Origin of the sequence: Bradymonas sediminis, assembly GCF_003258315.1 — a bacterium.
Taxonomy (GTDB): Bacteria; Myxococcota_A; Bradymonadia; order Bradymonadales; family Bradymonadaceae; genus Bradymonas; species Bradymonas sediminis.
Genome location: NZ_CP030032.1, coordinates 3,586,735 through 3,609,513, shown reverse-complemented (window position 1 = coordinate 3,609,513; position 22,779 = coordinate 3,586,735). Strand labels below are relative to the sequence as shown.

Annotated in this window: 16 protein-coding genes; 8 read left to right on the top strand and 8 right to left on the bottom strand. The window is 61.8% G+C overall.

Features of this window, described 5'->3' with window-relative positions; all coding sequences use genetic code 11:
* Positions 1–56: 56 nt before the first annotated feature.
* From DN745_RS13620 to DN745_RS13605, 4 genes are all read right to left on the bottom strand, one after another.
* Positions 57–1,253: an ABC transporter permease gene (locus DN745_RS13620; protein WP_111335675.1), complete on the bottom strand. Its 1,197-nt coding sequence runs from the start codon at positions 1,251–1,253 to the stop codon at positions 57–59.
* Complete coding sequence (locus tag DN745_RS13615; RefSeq protein ID WP_111335673.1) at positions 1,250–1,978, bottom strand: ABC transporter ATP-binding protein; 729 nt, start codon at positions 1,976–1,978, stop codon at positions 1,250–1,252. Before DN745_RS13615 ends, DN745_RS13620 begins: the two co-directional genes overlap by 4 nt.
* On the bottom strand, positions 1,975–3,369 hold the full coding sequence (locus DN745_RS13610) for an efflux RND transporter periplasmic adaptor subunit (RefSeq protein ID WP_111335671.1): 1,395 nt from the start codon (positions 3,367–3,369) through the stop codon (positions 1,975–1,977). The genes DN745_RS13615 and DN745_RS13610 overlap by 4 nt, the downstream gene beginning before the upstream one ends.
* A gap of 78 nt (positions 3,370–3,447) precedes the next feature.
* Positions 3,448–4,338 (bottom strand): universal stress protein, encoded by an 891-nt coding sequence (locus DN745_RS13605; protein WP_162687669.1) that lies wholly within the window; start codon positions 4,336–4,338, stop codon positions 3,448–3,450.
* 463 nt (positions 4,339–4,801) lie between these two features.
* Here DN745_RS13605 and DN745_RS13600 point away from each other — a divergent pair, with 463 nt between their 5' ends.
* The 8 genes from DN745_RS13600 to DN745_RS13565 all read left to right on the top strand — a co-directional run bounded on the left by DN745_RS13600 (position 4,802) and on the right by DN745_RS13565 (position 17,253).
* Positions 4,802–7,000 (top strand): RelA/SpoT family protein, encoded by a 2,199-nt coding sequence (locus DN745_RS13600; RefSeq protein ID WP_204354996.1) that lies wholly within the window; start codon positions 4,802–4,804, stop codon positions 6,998–7,000.
* Positions 7,001–7,048: 48 nt separating this feature from the next.
* Positions 7,049–7,969, top strand: a complete 921-nt coding sequence (locus DN745_RS13595) for a tyrosine recombinase XerC (RefSeq protein WP_111335668.1) — start codon at positions 7,049–7,051, stop codon at positions 7,967–7,969.
* A gap of 200 nt (positions 7,970–8,169) precedes the next feature.
* On the top strand, positions 8,170–8,715 hold the full coding sequence (hslV, locus tag DN745_RS13590) for an ATP-dependent protease subunit HslV (RefSeq protein ID WP_111335666.1): 546 nt from the start codon (positions 8,170–8,172) through the stop codon (positions 8,713–8,715).
* A 25-nt stretch (positions 8,716–8,740) separates the two neighbouring features.
* The gene (hslU, locus tag DN745_RS13585) at positions 8,741–10,138 is read left to right on the top strand and encodes an ATP-dependent protease ATPase subunit HslU (RefSeq protein ID WP_111335664.1); all 1,398 of its coding nucleotides are present in this window, start codon (positions 8,741–8,743) and stop codon (positions 10,136–10,138) included.
* A gap of 93 nt (positions 10,139–10,231) precedes the next feature.
* Positions 10,232–11,440: an aspartate aminotransferase family protein gene (locus DN745_RS13580; protein ID WP_111335662.1), complete on the top strand. Its 1,209-nt coding sequence runs from the start codon at positions 10,232–10,234 to the stop codon at positions 11,438–11,440.
* A gap of 193 nt (positions 11,441–11,633) precedes the next feature.
* A complete protein-coding gene (locus DN745_RS13575) occupies positions 11,634–12,824 on the top strand; it encodes a J domain-containing protein (RefSeq protein WP_162687668.1) in 1,191 nt (396 codons plus the stop codon).
* A gap of 120 nt (positions 12,825–12,944) precedes the next feature.
* Positions 12,945–14,768: a molecular chaperone DnaK gene (gene dnaK, locus DN745_RS13570; protein ID WP_111335658.1), complete on the top strand. Its 1,824-nt coding sequence runs from the start codon at positions 12,945–12,947 to the stop codon at positions 14,766–14,768.
* A 184-nt stretch (positions 14,769–14,952) separates the two neighbouring features.
* Positions 14,953–17,253 (top strand): hypothetical protein, encoded by a 2,301-nt coding sequence (locus DN745_RS13565; RefSeq protein WP_111335656.1) that lies wholly within the window; start codon positions 14,953–14,955, stop codon positions 17,251–17,253.
* A gap of 1,045 nt (positions 17,254–18,298) precedes the next feature.
* Here the strand turns inward: DN745_RS13565 and tsaB are convergent.
* The 4 genes from tsaB to DN745_RS13545 form a co-directional block, all read right to left on the bottom strand.
* Complete coding sequence (gene tsaB, locus DN745_RS13560; protein ID WP_111335654.1) at positions 18,299–19,054, bottom strand: tRNA (adenosine(37)-N6)-threonylcarbamoyltransferase complex dimerization subunit type 1 TsaB; 756 nt, start codon at positions 19,052–19,054, stop codon at positions 18,299–18,301.
* Positions 19,051–20,769 carry an RIP metalloprotease RseP gene (rseP, locus tag DN745_RS13555; RefSeq protein WP_111335652.1) on the bottom strand — a complete coding sequence of 573 codons (1,719 nt, stop codon included), beginning with the start codon at positions 20,767–20,769 and terminating at the stop codon, positions 19,051–19,053. Before rseP ends, tsaB begins: the two co-directional genes overlap by 4 nt.
* A gap of 63 nt (positions 20,770–20,832) precedes the next feature.
* On the bottom strand, positions 20,833–21,669 hold the full coding sequence (locus DN745_RS13550; RefSeq protein WP_111335650.1) for a phosphatidate cytidylyltransferase: 837 nt from the start codon (positions 21,667–21,669) through the stop codon (positions 20,833–20,835).
* A gap of 62 nt (positions 21,670–21,731) precedes the next feature.
* Complete coding sequence (locus DN745_RS13545; protein WP_111335648.1) at positions 21,732–22,622, bottom strand: DnaJ domain-containing protein; 891 nt, start codon at positions 22,620–22,622, stop codon at positions 21,732–21,734.
* Positions 22,623–22,779 lie beyond the last annotated feature (157 nt).

The following is a 22,779-nucleotide window of genomic DNA, read 5'->3' as shown; positions in this document are numbered from 1 at the left end:
TGGGGGTCAGGTGCTGCGGTTTTTTGGGATGAAGGAGCATATATTTAGGCAAAAACTTACTCATGACGAAGTGCTTCGATGGGGTTGAGATGCGCGGCTTTTCGCGCCGGCAGATAACCAAAGATGACGCCGATGGCGGCCGAAAAAGAGAAGCCGATGAGCGCCACGCTGGGCGAAAAAACAAAGGGCATATCCATCGCCCGGACCGCCGCCCAACTGCCCGCGAGCCCCAGGACGATGCCCAGGAAGCCGCCGAGACACGAGACCGCGATGGCCTCGATGAGGAATTGGGTGAGCACGTCGCGCGCGCGCGCCCCGATCGCCAGGCGCAGCCCGATCTCGCGGGTGCGCTCGGTGACCGACACCAGCATGATATTCATGATCCCGATGCCCCCGACCAAAAGGCTGACCGCGGCGACCACGCCCAGCAGGGCGGTCAGCGCCTGGGTGACGCCCTGCAGGGTCTCGACGATCTCCTGCATATCGTGCACGCGGAAATCATCGGTGCCGTCGGGGGCAGGCGGGCGGCGCTGGCGCAGCAGCGCCTCGATCTCGGCCTTGGCCTGGGTCGTGTCGGCTCCCTGGGCGACCGACACCGAGATGCCGGTGATATCCTGGCTGCCCAGCAGCCGGCGCTGCACGGCCTTAAGCGGCATCAGGGCGAAGTCGTCCTCGTCGCTGCCCATCGAGTTCCCCTTGGGGTCGAGGATGCCGATGACCTGACAGGCGATCTTATTGATACGCAGCACCTGGCCCAGCGGGTCGTCTCGCCCGAAGATCGTGTCGATAATGGTCTGGCCGAGCACGCATACCGGGGCGCCGCTGTCGAGCTCCTCGGCCGAGAAGCCGCGCCCGGCGACGATCTCGCGGTTTCGCACGACCAGGTAGTCATTGGTGGTGCCGATGACCTGGGCGTCGTGATTTAGATTGCCGTAGACCATCGTGACCCCGCGCCCGGCGACCGGGGCGACGTGGAGGTCCGGGATTTCGTTTTGCAAGGCCTGGTAATCTGCGACCTCAAAGGGCTGGGCCATGCCGCGGCCGCGGCGCGCGCGCCCCGGGCTGATCATGATGAGGTTCGAGCCAATCGACGAGATCTGGTCGGTCACGTTGCGCGTGGTCGCCTCGCCGATCTGCACGATGGCGATGATGCTGGCGACGCCGATAATGATGCCGAGCGCGGTCAAAAAGGAGCGCACCTTATTGCGCGCGATCGCGCCGACGGCCATGCCGATGGTGTCGCGGTATTTCATGACAAGATCTCCTCGGGCGTGCCGTCGGCGACCAGTTTTCCGTCGCGAAACTCCAAGACGCGGTCGGTAAACGCGGCGACCTCCGGCTCGTGGGTGACCATGACGATGGTGCGGTTCTCCTCGCGGTTAAGCCGGCGCAAGAGCTCCATAATCTCGACGGTGGTCGTGGTGTCGAGGTTGCCGGTGGGCTCGTCGGCCAGCAGCAGCGAGGGTTCGGTCACCAGCGCGCGGGCGATGGCCACGCGTTGTTGCTGGCCGCCGGAGAGCTCCGCCGGCGTGTGCGCGGCGCGCTCGGCCAACCCGACCTCGGCAAGTGCGCGCATCGCGAGCGCCCGGCGTTTGCGCCGCCCGACGCCCTTATAGATCAGCGGAAGCTCCACATTCTCGACCGCCCTGGTGCGCCCCAGCAGATTAAAGCTCTGGAAGACGAAGCCAATATAGTGGCGCCGAAGCATCGCGAGTTGGTCGGCGTCGAGCCCGCCGATATCGGTGCCCCAGAATTTATAGCTCCCCGCGGTCGGCACATCGAGGCAGCCGAGCATATTCATAAAGGTCGATTTTCCGGAGCCGCTGGGCCCAATAATCGCAATGAATTCGCCGGGATACACCCGCAGACTGACATCATCCAGGGCGTTGACCTGGGTGTTGCCGCTGCCGTAAATTTTATAGATGCTCTCCAGGCTGAGCATCGCCTGTGAGGGGTCGCGCACGCTGGGTGAGGTCATTTGGGGCCCCGGTCCTGCGCGCCATTTTCGTCGCCTTCGGCGGTCTTCTTTGTGGGGCGTGTGGGTTTCTTTGGATCCTCCGAATCGCTCGTTTTAGAGGCTTGCGACGGCTTTTTTGAGCCCGGCGTTGGCGCGCCTTTTTTATTCTTCTGCTCGCGCAAAATAATGGGGGCGCCATCCTCGAGTTGGGCGCCCTCGGTGGGCGTGACCTCGGTGAAGCGTCCGTCGGAGGGGCCGATATTGACCGGGACCTCGGTGGGTTCGCCGTCGCGCAGGACCCACAGCGATTTGGCGGCCTTGGCCGCGCGCGGGCTCGGACGGCGCCGGCTCAGGCTGAAGCCGCCCGACTTCTCGGCGCCGTCTTCGGATGGCGGCGAGAAGCGCAGCGCAGCGTTGGGGGCGAGCAGCACATTTTCGTTGGTGCCGGTGGTGATCGTGGCGGTCGCGGTCATGCCCGGGCGCAGCAGGCGCTCGGAGTTATCGACCGACAATTCGACGGTATAGGTGACCACATTTTGCTCCACCGTCGGCGACAGCGACACGGTGCTCACCTCGGCCTCGAACGCGCGCCCCGGCCAGGCGTCGACGTTGAAGGTGGCGGGTTGGCCCGGCTCGACCAGGCCGATGTCGGCCTCGTCGACCTCGATATGCAGCTCCATCTGGCTGAGATCTTCGGCCAGCACAAATAATTCGGGGGTTTGCAGGGTCGAGGCGACGGTGTTTCCGCCCTCGACGTTCTGGGTCATCACGACGCCGTCGATGGGCGAGGTGATGGTGGCCTTGCTCAATTGGGTCTTGGCAGCGGCGACTTCGGCCTGGGCGCGGGCGACGCTGGCGCGGTTGGCCTCAAGGGTGGCCAGGGCGCGCAATTTCTCGGCGCGCCGCTGGTCCAGCGCGCTGCGCGAGGCCATGTCTTTTTCGGCCAGCGTCGCGGTGCGCTCGTGCTCGAGGGTCGCGGCCTCCAAACTCGCCTGGGCGCCGCGCACGTTCGCGCGAGCCGAGGCCAGCGCGGCGTTGGCCTGGAGCAATTTATTGTCGAGGGCCTCGGTGTCAAAGCGCAGCAGGACCTGGCCTTTGCTGACCGTGTCATTTGCTTTGACTTCGACCGATAGGATCTGCCCGGAGGTCTCCGCGCCGATGGTCACGGTGCGTTTGGGCTTGAGGTCGCCGGTGGCCGTGGCGGTGAGCTGCAGGTCGCCGCGCTTGATCGGCTCGGTGACCCAGGCGCGCGGCTCGGGTTCGGCGGTGAGCTTCAAAAAGACAGCGGCGGCAATCGCCGCCAGGACGATGCCGCCGATGATCCAGCGCCACTTTTTGCCAGATTTGCTCTTATGGATGAGCCGAGAAAGCTCCTCGGCCTTTTGGGCCGCGTCGGGCATATCGTTCTGCATTTTCCGTACAACTCGCTGGCAAAATATGTGGGGTGCTCAGGCGTCACGGCGAGGCCGCCGTGACGCCGAAACTCGGTGCTATTCGGCCGGTTCGGCCGGCACGATGCAGGTCGTGGTCGGGACCGACTGCAACACTTTAAGGAGCACGTCACCGACGGTGTCGCTGATCAGGCTGGAGTGTCCGGTGCGCCCGACCACGAGCATATCGACTTCGTTGGACTCGGTGAACTCGAGCAGGCCGTGGGAGGGGTAATCCTCCAGGATATGGGTCTCGATCTCGATGCCTTCGAGCTTGTCTGCGTGCGCGCCGATGAAGTCATTCATCTGCTCGGTGGCCCACTTTTGGTAGTCGGTCTGGATCACCTCTTCGGGCAGGTGCTCAAGGCCGAGCATGAACTTGGGCGATTTGCCGGCGTGGACCAGATGGATCTTGGCGCCGGCGGCGCGCGCGTGGGCGGCGCTGTGGGCGAGGGCGTCGATCGAGTTGCTCGAGAAGTCGATGCCGACCGCGATCTCTTTGACCGTGGTCGAGCCCATCTCTTCTTCGGGGCGCACCAGGATGACCGGGCAGGGCGGGACATGCGCCAGCGACTGAGCGGTCGAGCCGAGGAAGAATTGCTTCCAGCGCGTCTTGGCCGAGGTCGCGAGCACGAGCATCGCGGCGTCGATTTTCTCGGTCTCCTGGCGAATCTGCACCGGGATATGGCCGACCAGGACGCGCGACTCTGCCGGCGCTTTGCCCGTCGCCTCGGCGTACCAATCCGAGACTTTCGCGCGCGAATCTTCCATAATGGCGGGGGTCTCAAGGACGTCGTAGGCGCCGGTGGCCCAGTTCGCCACGCTGATCGACACGACATAAATGACCGTTACCGGCAGATTAAGGCGCTCGCTGGCCTCTTGCGCCCAGCGCGCAGCCTCAACACTTGCGTCGGAAAGATCGGTTGCCAGGACAATTGATGTACCATTCATAGCCTTAACCTCGCTCATTAGCTGATTCGATAAATTGACGTGCTTCGCCCCCGAATATGTACGTGAGCGGGCGGATAAGGTCAACTTGAGTTGCGCTCTAGCCGCGCTGCGCAGCACGCGTGAGGGGCTATCCTGGCGCGCTGGCGCGATGCGCTAGATCATTGACGCCGGGGCAAACACCGGCGCGCGCCCACCCCCCCGGGCGCGCACGATTTTCGTCTCTGCTAAAAAAATCATTTTGTTGCCCGATATATCGTTGTCCGTTATTGTTCCACAGGCGGTGGTTTCTTCATGGCCAAAATCTCCACGAAATTGAGTTTCGGCGTCGAGATGCCGTTGGGCATGCGGAATTTGCGTGTTTGAAAGCGCACCGCGGGGTTTGAATATCGGGGGGGCTTGGGTTGTTATTCGTAGGTAGTGCGGTGGCGGGCGTGATTTTTCATCGGGCGGTTAGGGTAGATATATGAAGCATGGGCACAATATGCAGCTTGAGACGCGACTTAATACCATTATTAAGAAAATTCGGCGTTATCTACCCGACGCCGATATCGATATGTTGCGCCGGGCGTTTCGCTTCGCCTCCGATATGCACGAGGGGCAGACGCGCAAATCTGGCGAGCCCTATATGTCGCACCCGCTGGAGGTGATGGACCTCATCGCCGAGCTGCGCCTGGACGTCTCCAGTCTGGTCGCCGGGCTTTTGCACGACACGGTCGAGGATAGCGAGACCACGGTCGAAGAGTTGACCGAGATGTTCGGCGACGACGTCGCCTTCTTGGTCGACGGGGTCACGAAGCTGTCGAAATTTGAGTTCAACACGCGTGAGGAGCATCAGGCGGAGAATATCCGCAAGATGATCATCGCGATGTCGCGCGACTTGCGGGTCATCCTGCTGAAGCTGGCCGACCGCCTGCATAATATGCGCACCCTCAAATATATGCCGGCCGAGAAGCAGGAGCGCATCGCCCAGGAGACGATGGATATCTACGCGCCGCTGGCCCATCGCCTCGGCATCCATTGGCTCAAGACCGAGCTGCAGGACCTGTCTTTTCGCTATCTTTACCCCGAATCTTATTATGAGATCGCCGAGAAGGTGGCGTCGAAAAAACGCGAGCGCGAGAACTTCATTCGTGAGGTTATTCATATCCTCGACGAGCTGTTCCGCGAGAATGGCATCGTCGCAAAGATCGACGGCCGCCCGAAGAACTTCTGGAGTATCTTTTTGAAGATGCGCCAGCAACAGATTGAATTTGAGCAGGTTTTTGATGTGCTGGGGTTCCGCACGATCATCCAGGATAAGGCAAAATGCTACGAGGCGCTCGGCCTGGTGCATAACCTCTGGAAGCCGATTCCCGGGCGCTTCAAAGACTATATCGCCATCCCCAAACCCAACGGGTACCAGTCGCTGCATACCTCGGTCATCGGCCCGTATCAGGAGCGCATTGAGGTGCAGATCCGCACCGAGCATATGCATAAAATCGCCGAGGAAGGTATCGCGGCGCATTGGCTCTATAAAGAGGGGAAGGCGGTCCCGGATAAGGACGACCAGAAATTTGCCTGGCTCCATCGTCTGATGGAGGAGCACCAGGACCTGGAGGACCCGCGCGAGTTTTTGGAGCAGGTCAAGATCGACCTGTTCCACGACGAGGTATTCGTGTTCACCCCGGGCGGCGACGTCATGGAATTCCCCAGCGGCGCGACCTGCGTGGACTTCGCCTACGCGATTCACTCCGAGGTCGGCCATCACTGCGCCGGGGCCAAGGTCAACGGGCAGATGGTGCCGCTGCGCCACGAGCTTAAAAACGGCGACATCGTCGAGGTCATCACCAACAAAAATCAGAAGCCCAACAAGGATTGGCTCGAGTTCGTCAAGACGGGGCGCGCGCAGACCAAGATCCGCAAATCGGTGCGCGAAGAGCAGCGCGAGCGCAGCCGCGAGTTGGGCCGTGAGTTGCTCAACCGGCAGCTCAAAAAATTCGGCACGAACTTCGCCGCCGTCGAGCGAAATGGCACCCTGGAAGAGGTCGCCGAGAAGAGCAAATTTGCCTCCATCGACGAGATGCTCGCCGACATCGGCTACGGCAAAGCCCAGCCCGAGCATGTGGTCGAGAAGCTGTTCCCCACCGAAGAGGTCGAGGAGGAGACGCCCAAGAAGAAGGACTCCAAGATCGGCCAGATCTGGGAGAAGATCACCACCCGCGCGACCCCGCAGAGCCCCGGGGTCACGCTCAATGGGATCGACGATATTCTGGTCAATTACGCCAAATGCTGCTCCCCGGTGCCCGGCGACGATATCGTCGGCTTTGTCACCCGCGGGCGCGGCCTGTCGGTGCACCAGCGAAGCTGCCCGAGGATGGCCCACCTGGAGCCCGAGCGTCTTATCGACGTGAGCTGGGATTCTCAGGCCGCCAGCGAGCACTCCAAGGCGCGTCGTCCGGTCAAAATCCGGGTCTATTGCACCGACAAGCCCGGGCTTCTGGCGAATATGGGGCAGTCCTTCCAGGCCGCCGGCGTCAATATCAAGCAGGCCCACTGCGTCACCACCGACGAGAAGCGCGCGGTCAACACCTTCGAGGTCATGGTCAGCAACGCCGAGCAGCTTAGGCGGGCGATGCGAAATATCGAGAAGCTCAAGGGTGTCTATCGGGTCGAGCGCGCGTAGTTTCGCCGCCCCGCGCTGAAATCAGTTCATTCCGCCGAGACACCACTTATGCTGGCTGAGCGAATCGACGAGTTTTTGAGTTATCTGCAGGCCGAGCGCGGCGCGAGCCCCGAGACGCTGCGGGCGTATTCGAGCGATCTGGCCCAATTTGCCCAATACCTCGAAGAGGCCCACGGGGCCGAAGACCCGGACATCAAGGCGCTGGAGCTGCGCCACCTGCGCGGCTTCGTCGCCGGGCGCTTCGAGGAGAATGAGGCGAGTTCGATCGCGCGCAAGATCTCCGCGTTGCGCTCCTTTTGGTCCTTTCTGGCCAAAAAAGATTATACCCACGAAAACCTCGCCTCCCTGCTGACCGGCCCGAAGGTCTCCACGCCGCTGCGCAACTATCTAAACGTCGACGAGATCTTTCATCTGCTTGACAGCCACGCGCCGGATAACGCGCTCGGGGTGCGCGATATGGCCGCCTGGGAGCTCGGGTATGGCTGCGGGCTGCGCGCCTCGGAGCTGGTCGGGCTGGATATTAAAGACATCGACTTTGAGCAGAAGTGGGTGCGCACCATCGGTAAGGGCGATAAGGAGCGCGAGATTCCGCTGGGGCGAAAGGCTGCGCGCGCGCTCAAGACCTACCTGAGCCGGCGCATGGAGTTGGTGTCGGGTGAGACGCCGCCGGGGGCGCTGTTTTTGAATTATCGGGGCGGTCGACTGAGCAGTCGGAGCCTGCGCCGGCTCTTTAAGGATTATCTGGTGCGCGCGGGGCTCGACACGAGCATCACGCCGCACGGGCTGCGCCATTCCTATGCGACGCATCTGCTCGACTCGGGCGCCGATCTGCGCGCCATCCAGGAGTTGCTCGGCCACGCCAACCTCGCCACCACCCAGCGCTATACCCATGTGTCGGTTGACCGCCTGATGGAGGTCTACGACCAGGCGCATCCGCTGGCGAAGCGCGCGGGAGCGGAGGAGCAGTGAGGCGCTGGATTCGCGGGTTGGAGGGCCGCGAGGATGCCTGAAAATTTCCGCCGCCGATGGCTCGCCTTTTCGCCCGTCGTGTCTAGCTTTCGCCGGTGTGCCTTCGGGCAAGAATGCTGCGTCGCATGGGCGCATATCGGCCCGGCCCGGCCTGGCTTTGGCCGCCGCGCCGAATCTAAAATCTAATGCTTAGGAAAGCGATGTTTGATGCCACCACAATTATCTGTGTTCGTCGCGGCTCGAGCGTGGTGCTCGCCGGGGACGGGCAGGTCACCATGGGCGAGAAGATCATTATGAAGGGGAGCGCGTGTAAGCTGCGCCGGCTTCATAGTGGCAATGTGCTGTGCGGGTTCGCCGGATCGACCGCCGACGCGATGACCCTCTACGAGAAGTTGGACGCCAAGCTCCAGAGCTATAATGGCAACCTCACCCGGGCGGCGGTGGAGCTGGCCAAGGACTGGCGCACCGACAAGATGCTGCGCCAATTGGAGGCCCTGTTGATCGCGGCCGACCGTGAGACCACGCTGATGATCAGCGGGGCGGGCGATGTGATCGAGCCCGAAGAAGGCGTTATCGCCATCGGCAGCGGCGGCACCTACGCGCTGTCGGCAGCGCGCGCGCTGGTGCGCCACACCGAGATGAGCGCCCGCGAGATCGCCGAGGCCGCCATGCAGGTGGCCGCCGAGATCTGCGTCTTCACCAATACGCACCTGAGCGTCGAAGAGTTGAATTCTGATAAGTCCTAATTTCCGTTGATCGAGTAGAAATCCGATGGAATTTGACCGAGAGCAAGACCTTACCCCTCGAGAAATTGTCGCTGAGCTCGACCGCTTTATCGTCGGGCAACGCGCCGCCAAACGCGCGGTGGCGGTCGCCCTGCGCAACCGGTGGCGCCGCCAGCAGGTCGGCGATGAGTTGCGCGACGAGATCATGCCCAAAAATATCATCATGATCGGGCCGACCGGCGTCGGTAAGACCGAGATCGCGCGGCGCCTGGCGCGCCTGGCGCGCGCGCCTTTTTTGAAGGTGGAGGCCTCCAAATTCACCGAGGTCGGCTATGTCGGGCGCGACGTCGAGTCGATGGTGCGCGACCTGCTCGACCTGGGGATTAACCTGGTCAAGGCCGAGGCCGAGGCGAAGGTGGAACTGCGGGCGCGCGAGGCCGCCGAGGACCGCATCCTGGAGCAGCTCAAAGGCCGCGCCGCCCCGCGCCGCCCGCTCGACGAGCGCGACGAGGACCGCAAGACCTTTATCGCCGGGGTCGACGGGGTGATGCAGAGCGACGAGGGGCCGCTCGATGAGCGCGAGCTGCTTCGGCGCAGGCTGCGCGACGGGGAGCTGGACCAGGAATATGTCGAGGTCGACGTCGCCGAGACCCATAACCCGATGGCGGATATGTTCTCCAAACAGCCCGGCATGGAGCAGATGAACCTGGGCGGGGTGCTCGGCAATATCTTCCCCGAGCGGCGCAAGCAAAAACGCGTCAAGGTCGGCGAGGCGATGCGCCTGTTGATCAACGAGGAGTCCTCGCGCCTGATCGACATGGACCACGTGATCTCCGAGGCGCTTGAGCGCACCACCCAGGGCGGCATCATCTTTCTGGATGAGCTCGATAAGATCGCCGGGCGCGAGTCCTCCAGCGGCCCGGATGTCTCGCGCGAGGGGGTCCAGCGCGATCTTCTGCCGATCGTCGAGGGCTCCTCGGTGAGCACCAAGCACGGGATCGTGAAGACCGACCATATCCTCTTTATCGCCGCCGGCGCCTTCCACGTCTCCAAGCCCTCCGACCTCATCCCGGAGCTGCAGGGGCGCTTCCCCATCCGCGTCGAGCTCACCAGCCTGACCCAGCAGGACTTCCGCCGCATCCTCACCGAGCCGCAGAATAGCCTGACGCGCCAATATACCGCGCTGCTTAAGCCCGAGGGGCTCGAGATCGGGTTCGACGATGAGGCGATCGACACGATCGCCGAGATGGCGTTTCGGGTGAATAATAATCTTGAGAATATTGGCGCTCGACGTCTGCACACAATCATGGAACAGGTGTTTGAGGAGCTTGCATTCGAGGCCCCAGACATGGAGGATATGAACGTGCAAATTACAGCAGATTATGTGCGCGAAAAGCTCGAAGGCATTCTCGAAAACGAAGACCTAAGCCGCTATATTCTCTGAGCTGATTCGTCTCAAAATTATCTCTAATTCGACCCGATGAGTGCCCGAAGAGGCGCTCGTATTCGTTCAGATTTTCTTCAAGGTAAGTCGCTCATGACACGTACGACCCAAGAGTTACTTGAAGCCGGTGACCGGCATGGATCCTCTACTTTCTCGCCCGCGCGCATGATCCTCGATCATGGCGAAGGCGTCTGGATATATGACCGCGACGGCAATAAATATCTCGACTTTGTCGCCGGCATCGCGGTGACCTCGCTGGGGTATAATCATCCACGACTCACCGCCGCGCTGCGCGACCAGGTCGAGCGGCTGATGCACGTGTCAAACCTCTATTATAGCGCCGAGCAAATTGAGCTGGTCGACACGCTGTGCGCGCGCTCTTTTGCCGACCGGGTCTTTCTGTGCAACTCCGGCACCGAGGCCGTCGAGTCGGCCATTAAGCTCGCCCGGCGCTATCAGAATGTGGTCGTCGGGAAGCCCGAAAAGTATGGCATCGTCTCGATGCTCAAATCATTCCACGGCCGCACGATGGGCGCGCTGGCGGCGACCGGTCAGCCCAAATACCACGCCGGCTTTGAGCCCATGCTCCCAGGCTTCGACTACGCCGAATATAATAACCTCGAGGACGTCGCCTCCAAGGTCGGCCCCAACACCGCCGCCGTGCTGATCGAGCCCATCCAGGGCGAGGGCGGCGTGAACCCGGCCGATGCCGAGTTTCTGCGCGGACTTCGCAAGCTCTGCGATGATAACGGCGCGCTGCTGATCTTCGACGAGATTCAAACCGGGGTCGGGCGTACCGGCAAATTCTTCGCCCATGAGGCCGCCGACGTGCGCCCCGATATCGTGACCCTGGCCAAGGGGCTCGGCGGCGGCGTGCCCATCGGGGCGATGCTGTCGACCGAGGAGATCTTCCAGGCCTTCGTCAAGGGCAGCCACGGCACGACCTTCGGCGGTAACCCGCTCGCAGCGCGCGCGGCGCTGACCGTGCTCGAAGTGCTCGACGAAGAGGAGCTGATGGCCAACGCGGCCGCGCGCGGCGAGCAGCTGCGCGAAGGGCTTGAGGCCCTGGCCGAGCGCTACGATGTTATCCAAAGCGTGCGCGGCCGTGGATTGATGATGGGCGCGATCTGCGGAGACGCCGCCCCGGCCATCGTCGGCGAGTGTCTCAAGCAGGGTCTTTTGATTAACACCGCGGGTGGCAATACCCTTCGGTTCGTGCCGCCGATGATCGTCAGCGAGGACGATGTTAAAGAAGCATTAAAACGCCTTGGAAAAGCGCTGGAAGTGTTTGCAAACTCATGATTGACCGTGTTATTGGTCGAAAGTGAGCTTCAGCCGCTTGTCGCTCCTTTGTGAAGAGCAAGCGGCTGTTATATATTAAGCGCTGATATCTATATCGTGCATCTTAGGCCATAATTTGCTTAAGCGTTGGGTGCACGAAAGCCTGGCTAGACAATATCGTTTCTCGCGCGAGCCTTGACTGGGATTGAAGCAGTTGATTGACGAAAACGCAGCCCCCATCCCCAAGCCCAATGTCGACATCATCTCGTTGTCGCCCACCGCAGAGCAATACTTCTTGTTTTCGCGCGTGGACGGCAAATTGACGGTCGCGCAATTGTGCCAATCGAGTGGGCTGGGCCGCGAGAATACCCTCGGGTGCCTTGAGTATTTGGCGAGCGCGGGGGCCATTGAGCTGCCGGGTTTTGAGGCCGCCGCTTCGCCCCTGGCGGAGGAATCGCCCGCTGTCGCGCCTTCGAATAATGAACCCCCGACAGCCGCCGCCGAGACAACGAGCGCCTCTCCCGAAGCCCCGGCCGCAAAACCAGCGGCGCCAACGGTCGAGAAGACGCCAGCGGCGCAGTCGGCCCACGTCATCCCAAATTATCCGATCCCGCCCGAACAATTCGAATTTGACCCCGAGTTGCTCGCCCATGAGTCGCCGCTCGACGATGGGCTGCGCCGCGAGCTTATTTGCCTCTACGCCCAGCTTGAGCAGATGAGCTATTATGACCTCTTCGGCCTGAGCATTGGCGCGGGCCGAAAGGAAATTAAGAAGGCGTATTTCCGATTGTCGAAACGCCACCATCCAGACAATTTTTTCCGCCAAGATCTGGGGCCCCTGGGGAAGATGCAGGAGGCGGTCTTTAAGGAGATCGCGCGGGCGTATGCGACCCTGTCCAAGAAGGGCGCGCGCCGCGATTATGACGCGGCGCTGTCGGCACATCTGGCCGAGCAAAGCGGCGGGGCGGCGGAGAGCGCGCCGGGCGAGGCCGCAGAGAGTAGCGCCGCGGGGGCGTCCCAGGATGAGCTTCGAGAGCGCAATAAACGCAAGGCCGCGGGCGCGCTGCTGGTGCGACGCGCCGAAAAATACCAGGAGCGAGGCGACTACGCCCAGGCTGCCGAGGAGTACCGAAAGGCCCTCGCCCTGGTGCGCGACCCGCAGCTCGCGATGCGCGTGGCGGACATCATGTTCAGCGCGGCGAAGATGCCCAAAGAGGCCGCGTGCTTCGCGCGCGCCGGCCTGAAGCTCGGCGCACCGCCGGCCGAGGCCCACTTTATCGTCGGCTGCGCCCTGCAATCGGTGGGCGCCGAACGCGAGGCGGTCAAAGAGTTTCAGAAGGTCCTCGCGCACGCCCCGGGGCATCCCGGAGCGACCGAGCGCCTCGGCCAATTCGGGGCGCGATGACCCATATGCCCGCCAAATATTTTGCTTTTGACCTATCGCGCTTGAAGCAAGGCGCGCAATATCATTTAGAAAGCCTGGGGAACCCGGGTTTTATCCACGAAGTATCTGGGAGTCAGAATTATGGAGCGTGAACGCGTCATCGGCATCGACCTTGGCACGACCAATTGCTGTGTTTCCATCGTGGAAGCGGGGGTTGCGACCGTCATTCCGAATAAGGGTGGGTATAAAACCACGCCCAGCATCGTCGCGATCACCGAGTCGGGGCGTCGCCTCGTCGGGCAGATGGCCAAGCGCCAGGCGATCACCAATAGCCGGCACACCGTGTACGCCTCCAAGCGGCTGATCGGGCGAAAATGGGACTCGGCGGAGGTGCGCCACAGCATGGAGACCTGCCCCTACGAGATCGTCACCGGGCCGCATGACGACGTGCGCATCAAGCTGCGCGAGAAGGAATATAGCCTGCCCGAGATCTCGAGCATGATCTTGCAGGAGCTCAAATTGGTCGCCGAAGGGTACCTGGGCGAGGCGCCCGAGAAGGCGGTCGTCACGGTCCCTGCGTATTTTAGCGACGCGCAGCGCCGCGCCACTAAAGACGCCGGGCGCATCGCCGGCCTGGACATCGTGCGCATCATCAACGAGCCGACCGCGGCCTCGCTGGCCTATGGTTTCGGCAAGGATATCGACGCCACCGTGGCGATCTATGACCTCGGCGGCGGCACCTTCGATATCTCGATCCTGGACATCAGCGAGGGGGTCTTCGACGTGCTGTCGACCGCCGGCGACACCTTCCTGGGCGGCGAGGACTTCGACGCGCGCATCATCGAGCACCTGACCTACGCCTTCGCGCGCGAGCATAAGGTCGACCTGCGCAAAGACGAGATGGCCCTGCAGCGGCTGCGCGATGCCGCCGAGAAGGCCAAGATCGACCTGTCCTCGCGCCAGGAAACTGAGATCAGCCTGCCCTTTATCTATACCAAGGAAGACGGCGAGGCGCTGCACCTGCAGACCACGATGACGCGCGATGAGTTCGAGGAGTTGGCCGTGGATCTCATCCACCGGACCATCAAGATCTGCCGGGCCACCCTGCAGGAGGCCGAGCTTGAGGTCGACGATATCGACGACGTGATCCTGGTCGGCGGCATGACCCGTATGCCGCGCGTGCAGCAAGAGGTCGCGGAGTTCTTCGGCAAGCCGGCCTCCAAGAACGTTCACCCCGACGAGGCCGTCGCCATCGGCGCCGCCATCCAGGGCGCGGCGCTCTTCGACGAGGACGAAGATATCCTGCTGCTCGACGTGACCCCGCACAGCCTGGGAATCATGGTGCACGGCGGTGGGTTTGAGCCGTTGATCGAGGCGAACTCCACGATCCCGACCAGCCACAGCCATATCTTTACCAGCGTTCGGGACAACCAGACCTCGGTCAAGATCGTGGTCATGCAGGGCGAGAGTGAGAACGCGTCGGAGAACGAGCTGCTCGGGGAGTTCGTGCTGAGCGGGCTGCGCCGCGCGCCTGCCGGCGAGCTTGAGATCGAGGTGGAGTTCGAGATCAGCTCCGACGGTATCGTGAGCGTGTCGGCGACGGACCTGGAGACCAAGGTCGAGCAGTCCATCACCGTGGCTGCGTCGAGCAGCCTTACCGAGTCCGAAATCCAGCAGATGATCGACGAGAACGAAGATTATCTGATGGACCTCAAGCAGGGCACCGAGTTGGAGAACGCGCGCGCCCGGATTCGCGGGTTGGTGCGCACGATGGAGGGGCTGATGCGTGACGCCGAGGACTTTATCGACGATGCTATTATTGTCGAAGCCCGCGGCAAGGCGAGCGAGGCGGTTGAGCACGCGCGCGTCGCGCTGCTCGGCACTGACCTGGGCGCCATGCTTTCAACCGCGGATGCCCTGGAGCTCGCCGTCGAAGCGTTCAGCGAGGTCCTCGAGGTTTCGTGATAAGTAATTGCCATGATGATGCGATATTCTGCATGTTTTTGGTGCCGCGTGCGCGCGGCCCACGGTTTAACCGGATAGCTTCACGGCGTATTCGGCTTAATTCCCAGCTGCCTCGAGTTGAGCGTTCAGCGTTTGGGCGGCCCGAGCTTCGATTTTTGAAGATCCCCGCAGATATTGGAGAGCCATGACGAAGTCCCCCAACCAGAAGTTCGTACTGGAGCAATTCCAGGGAGTGCTTCGCGAGCTCGAGCAGGACGAGTTTGCGGGAGTTCTTGGGGTTTTGGTTGACGTGCGCGAGGCGGGGTTCGTCAATAAGGAGTTGGACGCTCATATCAATCGATTGCGCGAGGACTCGGTCGCCAGTATTCCCCAGCTCATCGACTGGCTCGGGCTGATGGTCGAGCGGTTGATGGCTTTTCAGGGGGATTTCGGGCAATTGGTGGGTGAGTTTAGCGAAGCCGAGGTGGGGTTATCCGAGGCGGAGTGGTCGTCGGCGGAGTCGATTTCGATGGCCGTGGACTCCGAGGAGGTCGACTTCTTCGGGGAGTTTGACGATTTCGAAAGCCTGGGCGATATCGAGAGCTTCGGGGATTTTGACGGCGAGGAGTTCGACTTCGACCTGCCCATGGTGGAGGATATCGTCGACTACGAGGATATCGACCACGACGCGATATTTTCGGATATCGAAGAGCTTGAGGTGATCGACGCGCCCGGAGAACAGGCGCTGGCGGTCGGGGATGACGGCGAGGGCGACGCGCCCGTGGCGGGCCAAGACTCTGGTGAGGAATCCGACCCATTCTGGGCCGACTTCGCGCTTGAGGAAGAGGCCGAACAATCGGGCGACGACGCGGCCGACCGGGTTGATTTTGCGCTGATTGAGTCCTCGGTCTCCATTGACCCCCCGTCGTTGGATGCTGTCCCCGCGGACGACGCCCCGGAGGACCCTGCCGAGACAATTTTTGGGGACTCGAATGGTTCAGGTTTCGGTGCGCGTGCGCGCACAGACGGGTTGGATGACACGGCGAGCTATCCCTCAGTCGAGGAGGATAGTGGGCCGCGTGAGCTATTTGGGACCGATGATTTTGACTTCCTGGATGAGTTTAATGCCCCGCCCAAAGCCCCGGAGCCGGAGGCAGCGCCAGGGAGCGGCGATGCGCTCGAGGAGTCGACGCATCGCGAGGTTGGATTTGGGGACTCAGAGGTTGTGCTGGAGCCCGAATATAACGACGGGTTTGATTTTGATTTGGGCGAGCCAGAGGTGGGCGCAGGCCAGGTCGACACGGCGGAGCCCGAAGATGACTTCGACTTCGACTTTGGCTTTGAGAATCCAGAGAAGAGAAATGAGGAGCTGAACCGTTCCTTTGACGCCGACCGCACGGCGGTCTTCCAGGCGAGCGATGACCTCGATAACGCCCTGTTGACCGGCAAGTTTAAGACGGTCGAGCCGGTGGAAGAGAGCGAGCCGGAGGGGTGGGGGCAGGGGTTTGATTTCGGCTTCGATGACGATGACCTGAGCGCGTCGGATGGCGGCGCAGCCGCCGAGGGGCACGCGCTGGGGGCAAAGAAGAGCTCGGCGGTGACCGCGACCGACAATGCTCGGTTGACGCCGTCGCGCGAGCCCGCGCCGTCGCGCGAGATGGAGGTCACGCCGCCGTCGATGCCCGCGATTCCTCGCTTTGTTGAGCCGACCAAATCGGCCGTCGGCCATGATGCCAATGATGAACTCACGTCGCCCGGTGATAACGAGGCCGACGTTGAGGAGCTGCGCACCCGCGCCTCGCTGGACGACGATGAGTTCTTTGAGCTGGCAGAGTCGCTGGCCGGCGATAGTTCCGCTCCCGAGATTCCGCCGCGAAAGACGCCGAAGAAGAACCGCTACCGCGGCGAGCCCCTGATGGTTGAGCCGTCGCGCGAGCGCACGCCAACCCCGCAGGCCAACCCGATCCCATCCGGGGTCAAGGATCGCTTCGCGCGCCGAGAGCGCCAGGACACGCCGAATCCGTTCAAGAATCAGGAGCCCACCGGCATCCGCCGGGACTATCTTGGGTCGAGCTCTTCGTTTGTGCTCGAAGAGATCAGTCCCAGTGAAGTCCACGAGGACCGCGCCGCGGCCGACGCCCTGATGGACGAGGCGCGCCGGCTTTTTGAGGACGGTGAGTTTGAGTCCGCCCGCGACCTGCTCAGCGCCCTGATGGCGCGCGATGATGTGCACGAAGACGCACACGCGCTGCTCGCCGCGGTGGACGCAAAATTAGAGGCGGTCTACGAGGCCCAGATCGGCCCCCTGGGGCAAACCCCGCAGCTCAATATCGCGATGAGCGAGCTCGCCTCGATGACCCTGGACCACCGCTTCGGCTTCTTGCTCAGCCAGATCGACGGCATGAGCACCTTCGAGGATATCCTGGACCTGAGCTCCATGAGTCGCATGGAGACCCTCGACGTGCTGGTGCAGATGCTCAAGCGCGAGATTATTCGGGTGGGTTAAGCGCCGGGCGCCCTATTTGCCAGGTCAAGATGACCTGGCTCCAATTTGTGATGCCCTCGGAACGGTTGCGCAGCGAGATATAGATTTTGCGCATGATCGCGCAATCGTTCAGCGGGCCCGTATAACATCGGAGCCAGACCTTCCAGGTCTGGAAAAATAGAACTCGTACTACCAGGTGAAGATGACCTGGCTCCAATTAGTGTGGTTCTCGGAACGGTTGCGGTAGGTTTGCGCGATGGCATGAGCCCTGTTTTCTAGTTTTCTGATGAACCAGAAATCAAGTCTGCTTTACTTCTCGAAGACACATACAGAGAAATCATCACCGCAGGTCCAACCCTCGCCTAAAGAACGACAATTCGAGTCGCTATTACAAGTCTTTGTGCAATAGTTATCTACCGCATTGTCGGACGGAAAATTACAATAACCATGCTCGCGTTCGTTGCAAACTGCATAACCCGCTCCACCGTCAAGCGACCGACAATTTGACGGGCAGGTCTCGCCAGCGGCTATTTTTGGGTCCTCCTCTTCCACCTCTTCTTCGGCGTCGAAAGTCGTGTCTTCTTGTATATCGGTTGAGCTGTCTGCCGAGACATCTGTGGTACCGCTATCGGGCGTTGACGGCTCAGTCGAGTCATCAGAGCAGGCGAGTGATGCGAGTTAAAAACAGCAAATTAGCAGCGAGATATAGATTTTGCGCATGATTGCTCCTTGGCTTCACACAATCAAAGTTGATGCGTGTTTTGGTCCCCTCATAGGGCTGTTGAATGGCTAATTGTGAGCGGCGTGTTTGGTTGGTTGAAGGAGCATATGCGCCGTGTGTTTTTTAATCAAGTTATAAATGATCGTCATATCAGCGGTGAATGGTTGAGCGGCCGGACCGACATCTGCGCTGCCCGGGTTTTTTGGCAGGAAATCGGGGGTGGGCAAAACACCAAGAAATAGGAAACCCACCGATTTGGGGATGCTCTCGCGAGTATCATCGAATCGGTGGGTTCTATCATTTTCTTAGGCTAAATGGCTGCCACACAGCCAGGCGCTGCGACGATTACCCGAACTTAATCTCGGCCTCGGTGGGGCGGATATAATTGGGCTCCAGGGTGTTGACCGCGTCCAGTTGGCCGTCTTCGGCGGCGCGGCGGCCGAGCAGGGCGATCGCGACGGCGGAGGGGACGGCGGCCCAGGGGGCGAGGGCGGTGACGCTAAATTTGGCCAGGCCGGGGGCGGTGAGGGCGGCGAGCTCGTCGTATTTGTGCGGGCCCTCGCCGACCATGATGACCGGGCGGGTCTGGGCGACTTCGAGCAGGCGCTCGCCCAGTTCGGCGTTGGCGGCGGTGCGGTCGGGGTCGAGGACCTCAAGCGCGTTCGACGAGGCTGTGTTGAGGGCGTACAGGCCGGTGTAGACCTCGCGGCGCCGGGCATCAATCGTCGCGCAGACGGCGGCGGTGGGGTGCGCGCAGGCGGCCGCGTGGGCCAGCGAGGCGAGCGTGGAGACGCCGACCAGCGGGATCTCCTTGGCGCGGCTAAGCGACTTCGCGATGGACACGCCCACGCGAAGCCCGGTGAAGCTCCCCGGGCCACGCCCCACGGCGATGAGGTCGAGGTCGGACACCTGCATCTGCTGGGCCTCGAGCATGCGCGCGATGCGCTCAAGCAGGCTGCTGCCGTGGTTGAATTTCACCCGCTGCTGCGAGTGCTCCAACACGGTCTCGCCGTCCAGGAGCGCCAGCGATTGGGTGCGCGTTGCGGTGTCGATGGCCAGGACGCGGCGTGGGCTGTTGTCAGTCTTTTTTGCGGTTGTCATAGGTTGTTGATCCAGGCGGCGATCGAGTCCCAATTGCGTTCAATATCGTTCTTAAAGGCGAAGACCATCAAAAAGACGATGATCGAGATGCCGACGTAGGCGGCCACCTGGCGGGTGCGATAGCTCAGCGGGCCGCGTTTGATGGCCTCGAGCGCGTAGAGCAGCAGATGGCCGCCGTCGAGCATCGGAATCGGCAGCAGGTTGATGACGCCCAGGTTGATGCTGATGAGCGCCATCATCTGCAAAAACGGCCCCCAGCCGGCCTTGCCGGCCTCGGCGGCCAACTCGCCGATCATGATGGGTCCGCCGAGGTTATCCATGCCCACGCGGCCCTGGGCCATGCGCACGAAGCCCATGACGATCATCTTGCTGAAGTTGGTGGTCTCCTCGATGGCCTGGCTGGCGGCGAAGCCGGCGCGGGTGAGCGCGGGGAAGTCGATCTCGTCGGGTTCGACGCGCTCGGAGAGGTGCCCCCAGCCAAACACGACGCGGTAAACCGGCTGGTCGCCGTGGCCTTTATATTTGCGCACGATGGGGGCGAAGGTGGTCTCGTGGACCTGCTCATCGCGCTCGTAGGTGAGCTTATATTCGAGCTCTATCTTGGGCTCGTCGACGCCCTCGGCCTTTTGGGCGACGACGCCCTCGTTGACCTCGTTGATAATCTGGCGGCTGAGCTGGGCGAAGTTGCTATAGACGCGCCCGTCGATGGCCAGGACTTTGTCGCCGGTGCGAAGCCCCGCCAGGGCTGCCGGCGAGTCGGCGTCGACCTTGGACAGGTACATCTCGGCGGAGTCGAGGTTGAGCGAATACACGCCGTCTATCTTCTCGGCGCGGACCTCAATCTCGGCGGGTTGCTGCGCATAAAAACGGGCGTAGTCGGTGTCAATGGCGCGCCGATGCATCACGAGCATCTTCAGCGGCTTGCCCTCACTCTGGCGCACGATGGACTCAATCTCATCGTAGCGGGTGATGGACTCGCCGTTGATGTTGATGACGCGGTCGAAGGTCTGCAGGCCGGCTTTGGCGGCCGGGGAGTCCGGGTTGCGCAGGCCGATGGTCGCGCCGTAGGGCTGCTGGTGGATTCCCAACATGCCGTAGGTGCGCACGTGAAGCCCCATAAAGTCGGTGGAGGTCTTCTTCTCGGGGCGCACCGACACGGTCTGTGATTCGCCGTCGCGGGTATAGGTCAGGGCGACCTCGCGGTCGTAGGCGTCGCCCATGAACTGATTGAGCTCATGCCAATAGGTGATCGGGGTGTCGTCGAGCCGGGTGATCTGGTCGCCGGCCTGCAGGCCCGCCTCGGCGGCGGGGGTCTCGGCGAAGACCTCGCCGACCACCGACGGCGGGGCGGTGGTCTGCATCATGCCCGCGATAAAATAGATGATAAGCGGCAAGATCAGGTTAAACACCGGCCCGGCCAGCGTGATGATGGCGCGCTGCCAGATGGGCTGCATCATCAGCGAGCGGCCGCGGTCTTCTTCGGAGAGCTCTTCGACCTCGTCCAGCTCAAACCCGAGCATGCGCACATAGCCGCCCAGCGGCAGCCAGCAGATGACGTATTCGGTCTCACCGCGGGTGAAGCCGACCATCTTGGGGCCCATGCCGATCGAGAAGCGCAGCACCTTCACGCCGAAGAGTTTGGCGAAGAGAAAGTGGCCGAGCTCGTGAACGAAGATCAGCACTCCGATCAGGATGATGAAATAAATAAAGCTCATGTGCGGTCGCGTGTCGGGCGTCGTGGGTGAGGCGGATTTGGGCTATCGAAGGCTTGGGTCCGCTCAGTTTAGGACGTGCGTAAAGATGATATAAAACCAGGGAGACGCGAAGAGTAACCCGTCGATGCGGTCCAGCATTCCGCCGTGGCCGGGGATGATGGTGCCGCTGTCTTTGACGTCGTGGGCGCGCTTAATCAGGCTCTCGGCGAGGTCGCCCACCTGGGACAAAATATTGCCCGGGATGGCCAGCAGCAAAACTTGCCAGACCAGCAGGGGCTCCCAATTGCCGACCAGGGCGAAGATATAGTTGGCCGCAAACGCGCCGACGATGCTCCCCGCGACGCCGCCCACGGCGCCCTCGATGGTTTTATTCGGGCTGACCGCCTCGTAGAGCTTATGCTTTCCGAAGGCGCGCCCGGCAAAATAGGCGCCGGTGTCCGAGGACCACACGACCACCATCACCATGATGATCCAGAACGGCCCGGCCTCGCCGGCGTCGCGCACCAGCAGGGACAATGTGGTCAACACCACGCCGCCGTACAGGATTCCCGTGATGCTCGACGCGATCTGGTGGCTGACGCGTTTCTGGTCTTTATAGGTGAATAAAAAGAGCAAGAAGATGGCCAAAAAGCCGCCGACCAGCGACTCGGTGAAGAATTGTGGCACGAAGTAGAGCACTGACGCCATGGCCACCGAGATAAGCGAGGCCAGGAGTTTGCCGGCGCGGTGCTCGTCGGCGAAGGTGATGGTGCAATACTCCCAGGTCACCAGAAAGCCCGCGGCCGTGACCAGGGCGAAGGTCGCCCAGGCCGGGGCCATGAAGATGAGCGCCAGGAGCAGCGGGATCGCCACCGCGGCGGTGGTGAGCCGGACGGTAAGATTCGATTTTTTTGAACTCATTAAAACATCATCGATATGGATGTCGGCGCGTAACACGCCGCCGGCGGTGAGGCCGGAGAAGTTTAGGCGTTCATCGCCTGTTGAATCTGGGCGATTTTCTGAGCGATGGCTGCATTATTGGGCTCCATGCTCAGCGCAAATTTAAGGTTTTGTAGAGCGCTGGGGAGATTCTTACCAGCGATATCATTCTGGGCGAGCCGAAGGAATTTCTTTGAGTGCGTGGTCGTGCCCAGGTCGATGACCGATTTGGGGGCGCGTTCGCTGGCGCTTGTCTCGGTGGTGTCGAGGCGAAGTTTTCCGTCGGCCAGGGCGCGCTCGTAGGCGGCGCGCCGCTTGCGGTCCCCGAGCACCTGGTAGGCCTCGGTCATCAATTTATAGAGGGCGGTGGTCTTCTCGTGAATGGCCTTGCCCCACTTCTTGTCGCGAAATTGGCGATAGCGGTCCGGGTGGTAGCGCTGGCTGAGCAGGTCATAGGCGCGCACGAGTTGGTGGTGCGGCGCCTCGGCCGAGAGCCCGAGGATCTGGAAATAGCTCTGGGACTCACCGAGCTCAATGCGCGCGTTGAGCTCATTATAAAAGAGCCGCCATTTTTCCATATCCTGGGTGGATTGGCTGGGCGCGACCAATTGCTTGACGGCGTTTCGGAACACGGGTCCGGGGACGGGGTATTTGAGCGCCCGGTCAAAGGGGCCGCTGGCCGGCGCGGTGTTGCTGCTCAGCCATAGGATGGGCGGGCCGTCGGGCTGTTGGCGCAATTGTGCGCATAACTCAGCCGCGTATTGGTCGGCGAGTTCTTCGTGGACGATAGCCAGCGCCAGATTGCGCCCGGCTACCTTTTCGGCAATCCCGGCGCCGGTGCGCGTGGCGATTGGCTTAAAGGCGCCCGGGGGCAGGTCCGAGACAATTCGGCGCAAAAGGTCGACGTCACCACAGGCGATGAGGATCTGTTTCATCGTTGCTTCCGCGTTGCAAATAATCAGCGAGATGCGCGGGCAGAATGCGCGCGCATCTCGTTTATATCAGTTCATCCCCAACAGGTCGAAGCCTATATCAGCCAAAAGGCTCTCAGCGCCAGTGCGCCCCGAAGGAAGTCGTGGGCGGGGCGGAGGA

Bases quoted from the DNA above. Each gene is read 5' to 3' on its own strand.
- DN745_RS13620 (WP_111335675.1), bottom strand. From the start codon at position 1,253: ATGAAATACCGCGACACCATCGGCATGGCCGTCGGCGCGATCGCGCGC.
- DN745_RS13615 (WP_111335673.1), bottom strand. From the start codon at position 1,978: ATGACCTCACCCAGCGTGCGCGACCCCTCACAGGCGATGCTCAGCCTG.
- DN745_RS13610 (WP_111335671.1), bottom strand. From the start codon at position 3,369: ATGCAGAACGATATGCCCGACGCGGCCCAAAAGGCCGAGGAGCTTTCT.
- DN745_RS13605 (WP_162687669.1), bottom strand. From the start codon at position 4,338: ATGAATGGTACATCAATTGTCCTGGCAACCGATCTTTCCGACGCAAGT.
- DN745_RS13600 (WP_204354996.1), top strand. From the start codon at position 4,802: ATGAAGCATGGGCACAATATGCAGCTTGAGACGCGACTTAATACCATT.
- DN745_RS13595 (WP_111335668.1), top strand. From the start codon at position 7,049: ATGCTGGCTGAGCGAATCGACGAGTTTTTGAGTTATCTGCAGGCCGAG.
- hslV (WP_111335666.1), top strand. From the start codon at position 8,170: ATGTTTGATGCCACCACAATTATCTGTGTTCGTCGCGGCTCGAGCGTG.
- hslU (WP_111335664.1), top strand. From the start codon at position 8,741: ATGGAATTTGACCGAGAGCAAGACCTTACCCCTCGAGAAATTGTCGCT.
- DN745_RS13580 (WP_111335662.1), top strand. From the start codon at position 10,232: ATGACACGTACGACCCAAGAGTTACTTGAAGCCGGTGACCGGCATGGA.
- dnaK (WP_111335658.1), top strand. From the start codon at position 12,945: ATGGAGCGTGAACGCGTCATCGGCATCGACCTTGGCACGACCAATTGC.
- DN745_RS13565 (WP_111335656.1), top strand. From the start codon at position 14,953: ATGACGAAGTCCCCCAACCAGAAGTTCGTACTGGAGCAATTCCAGGGA.
- tsaB (WP_111335654.1), bottom strand. From the start codon at position 19,054: ATGACAACCGCAAAAAAGACTGACAACAGCCCACGCCGCGTCCTGGCC.
- rseP (WP_111335652.1), bottom strand. From the start codon at position 20,769: ATGAGCTTTATTTATTTCATCATCCTGATCGGAGTGCTGATCTTCGTT.
- DN745_RS13550 (WP_111335650.1), bottom strand. From the start codon at position 21,669: ATGAGTTCAAAAAAATCGAATCTTACCGTCCGGCTCACCACCGCCGCG.
- DN745_RS13545 (WP_111335648.1), bottom strand. From the start codon at position 22,622: ATGAAACAGATCCTCATCGCCTGTGGTGACGTCGACCTTTTGCGCCGA.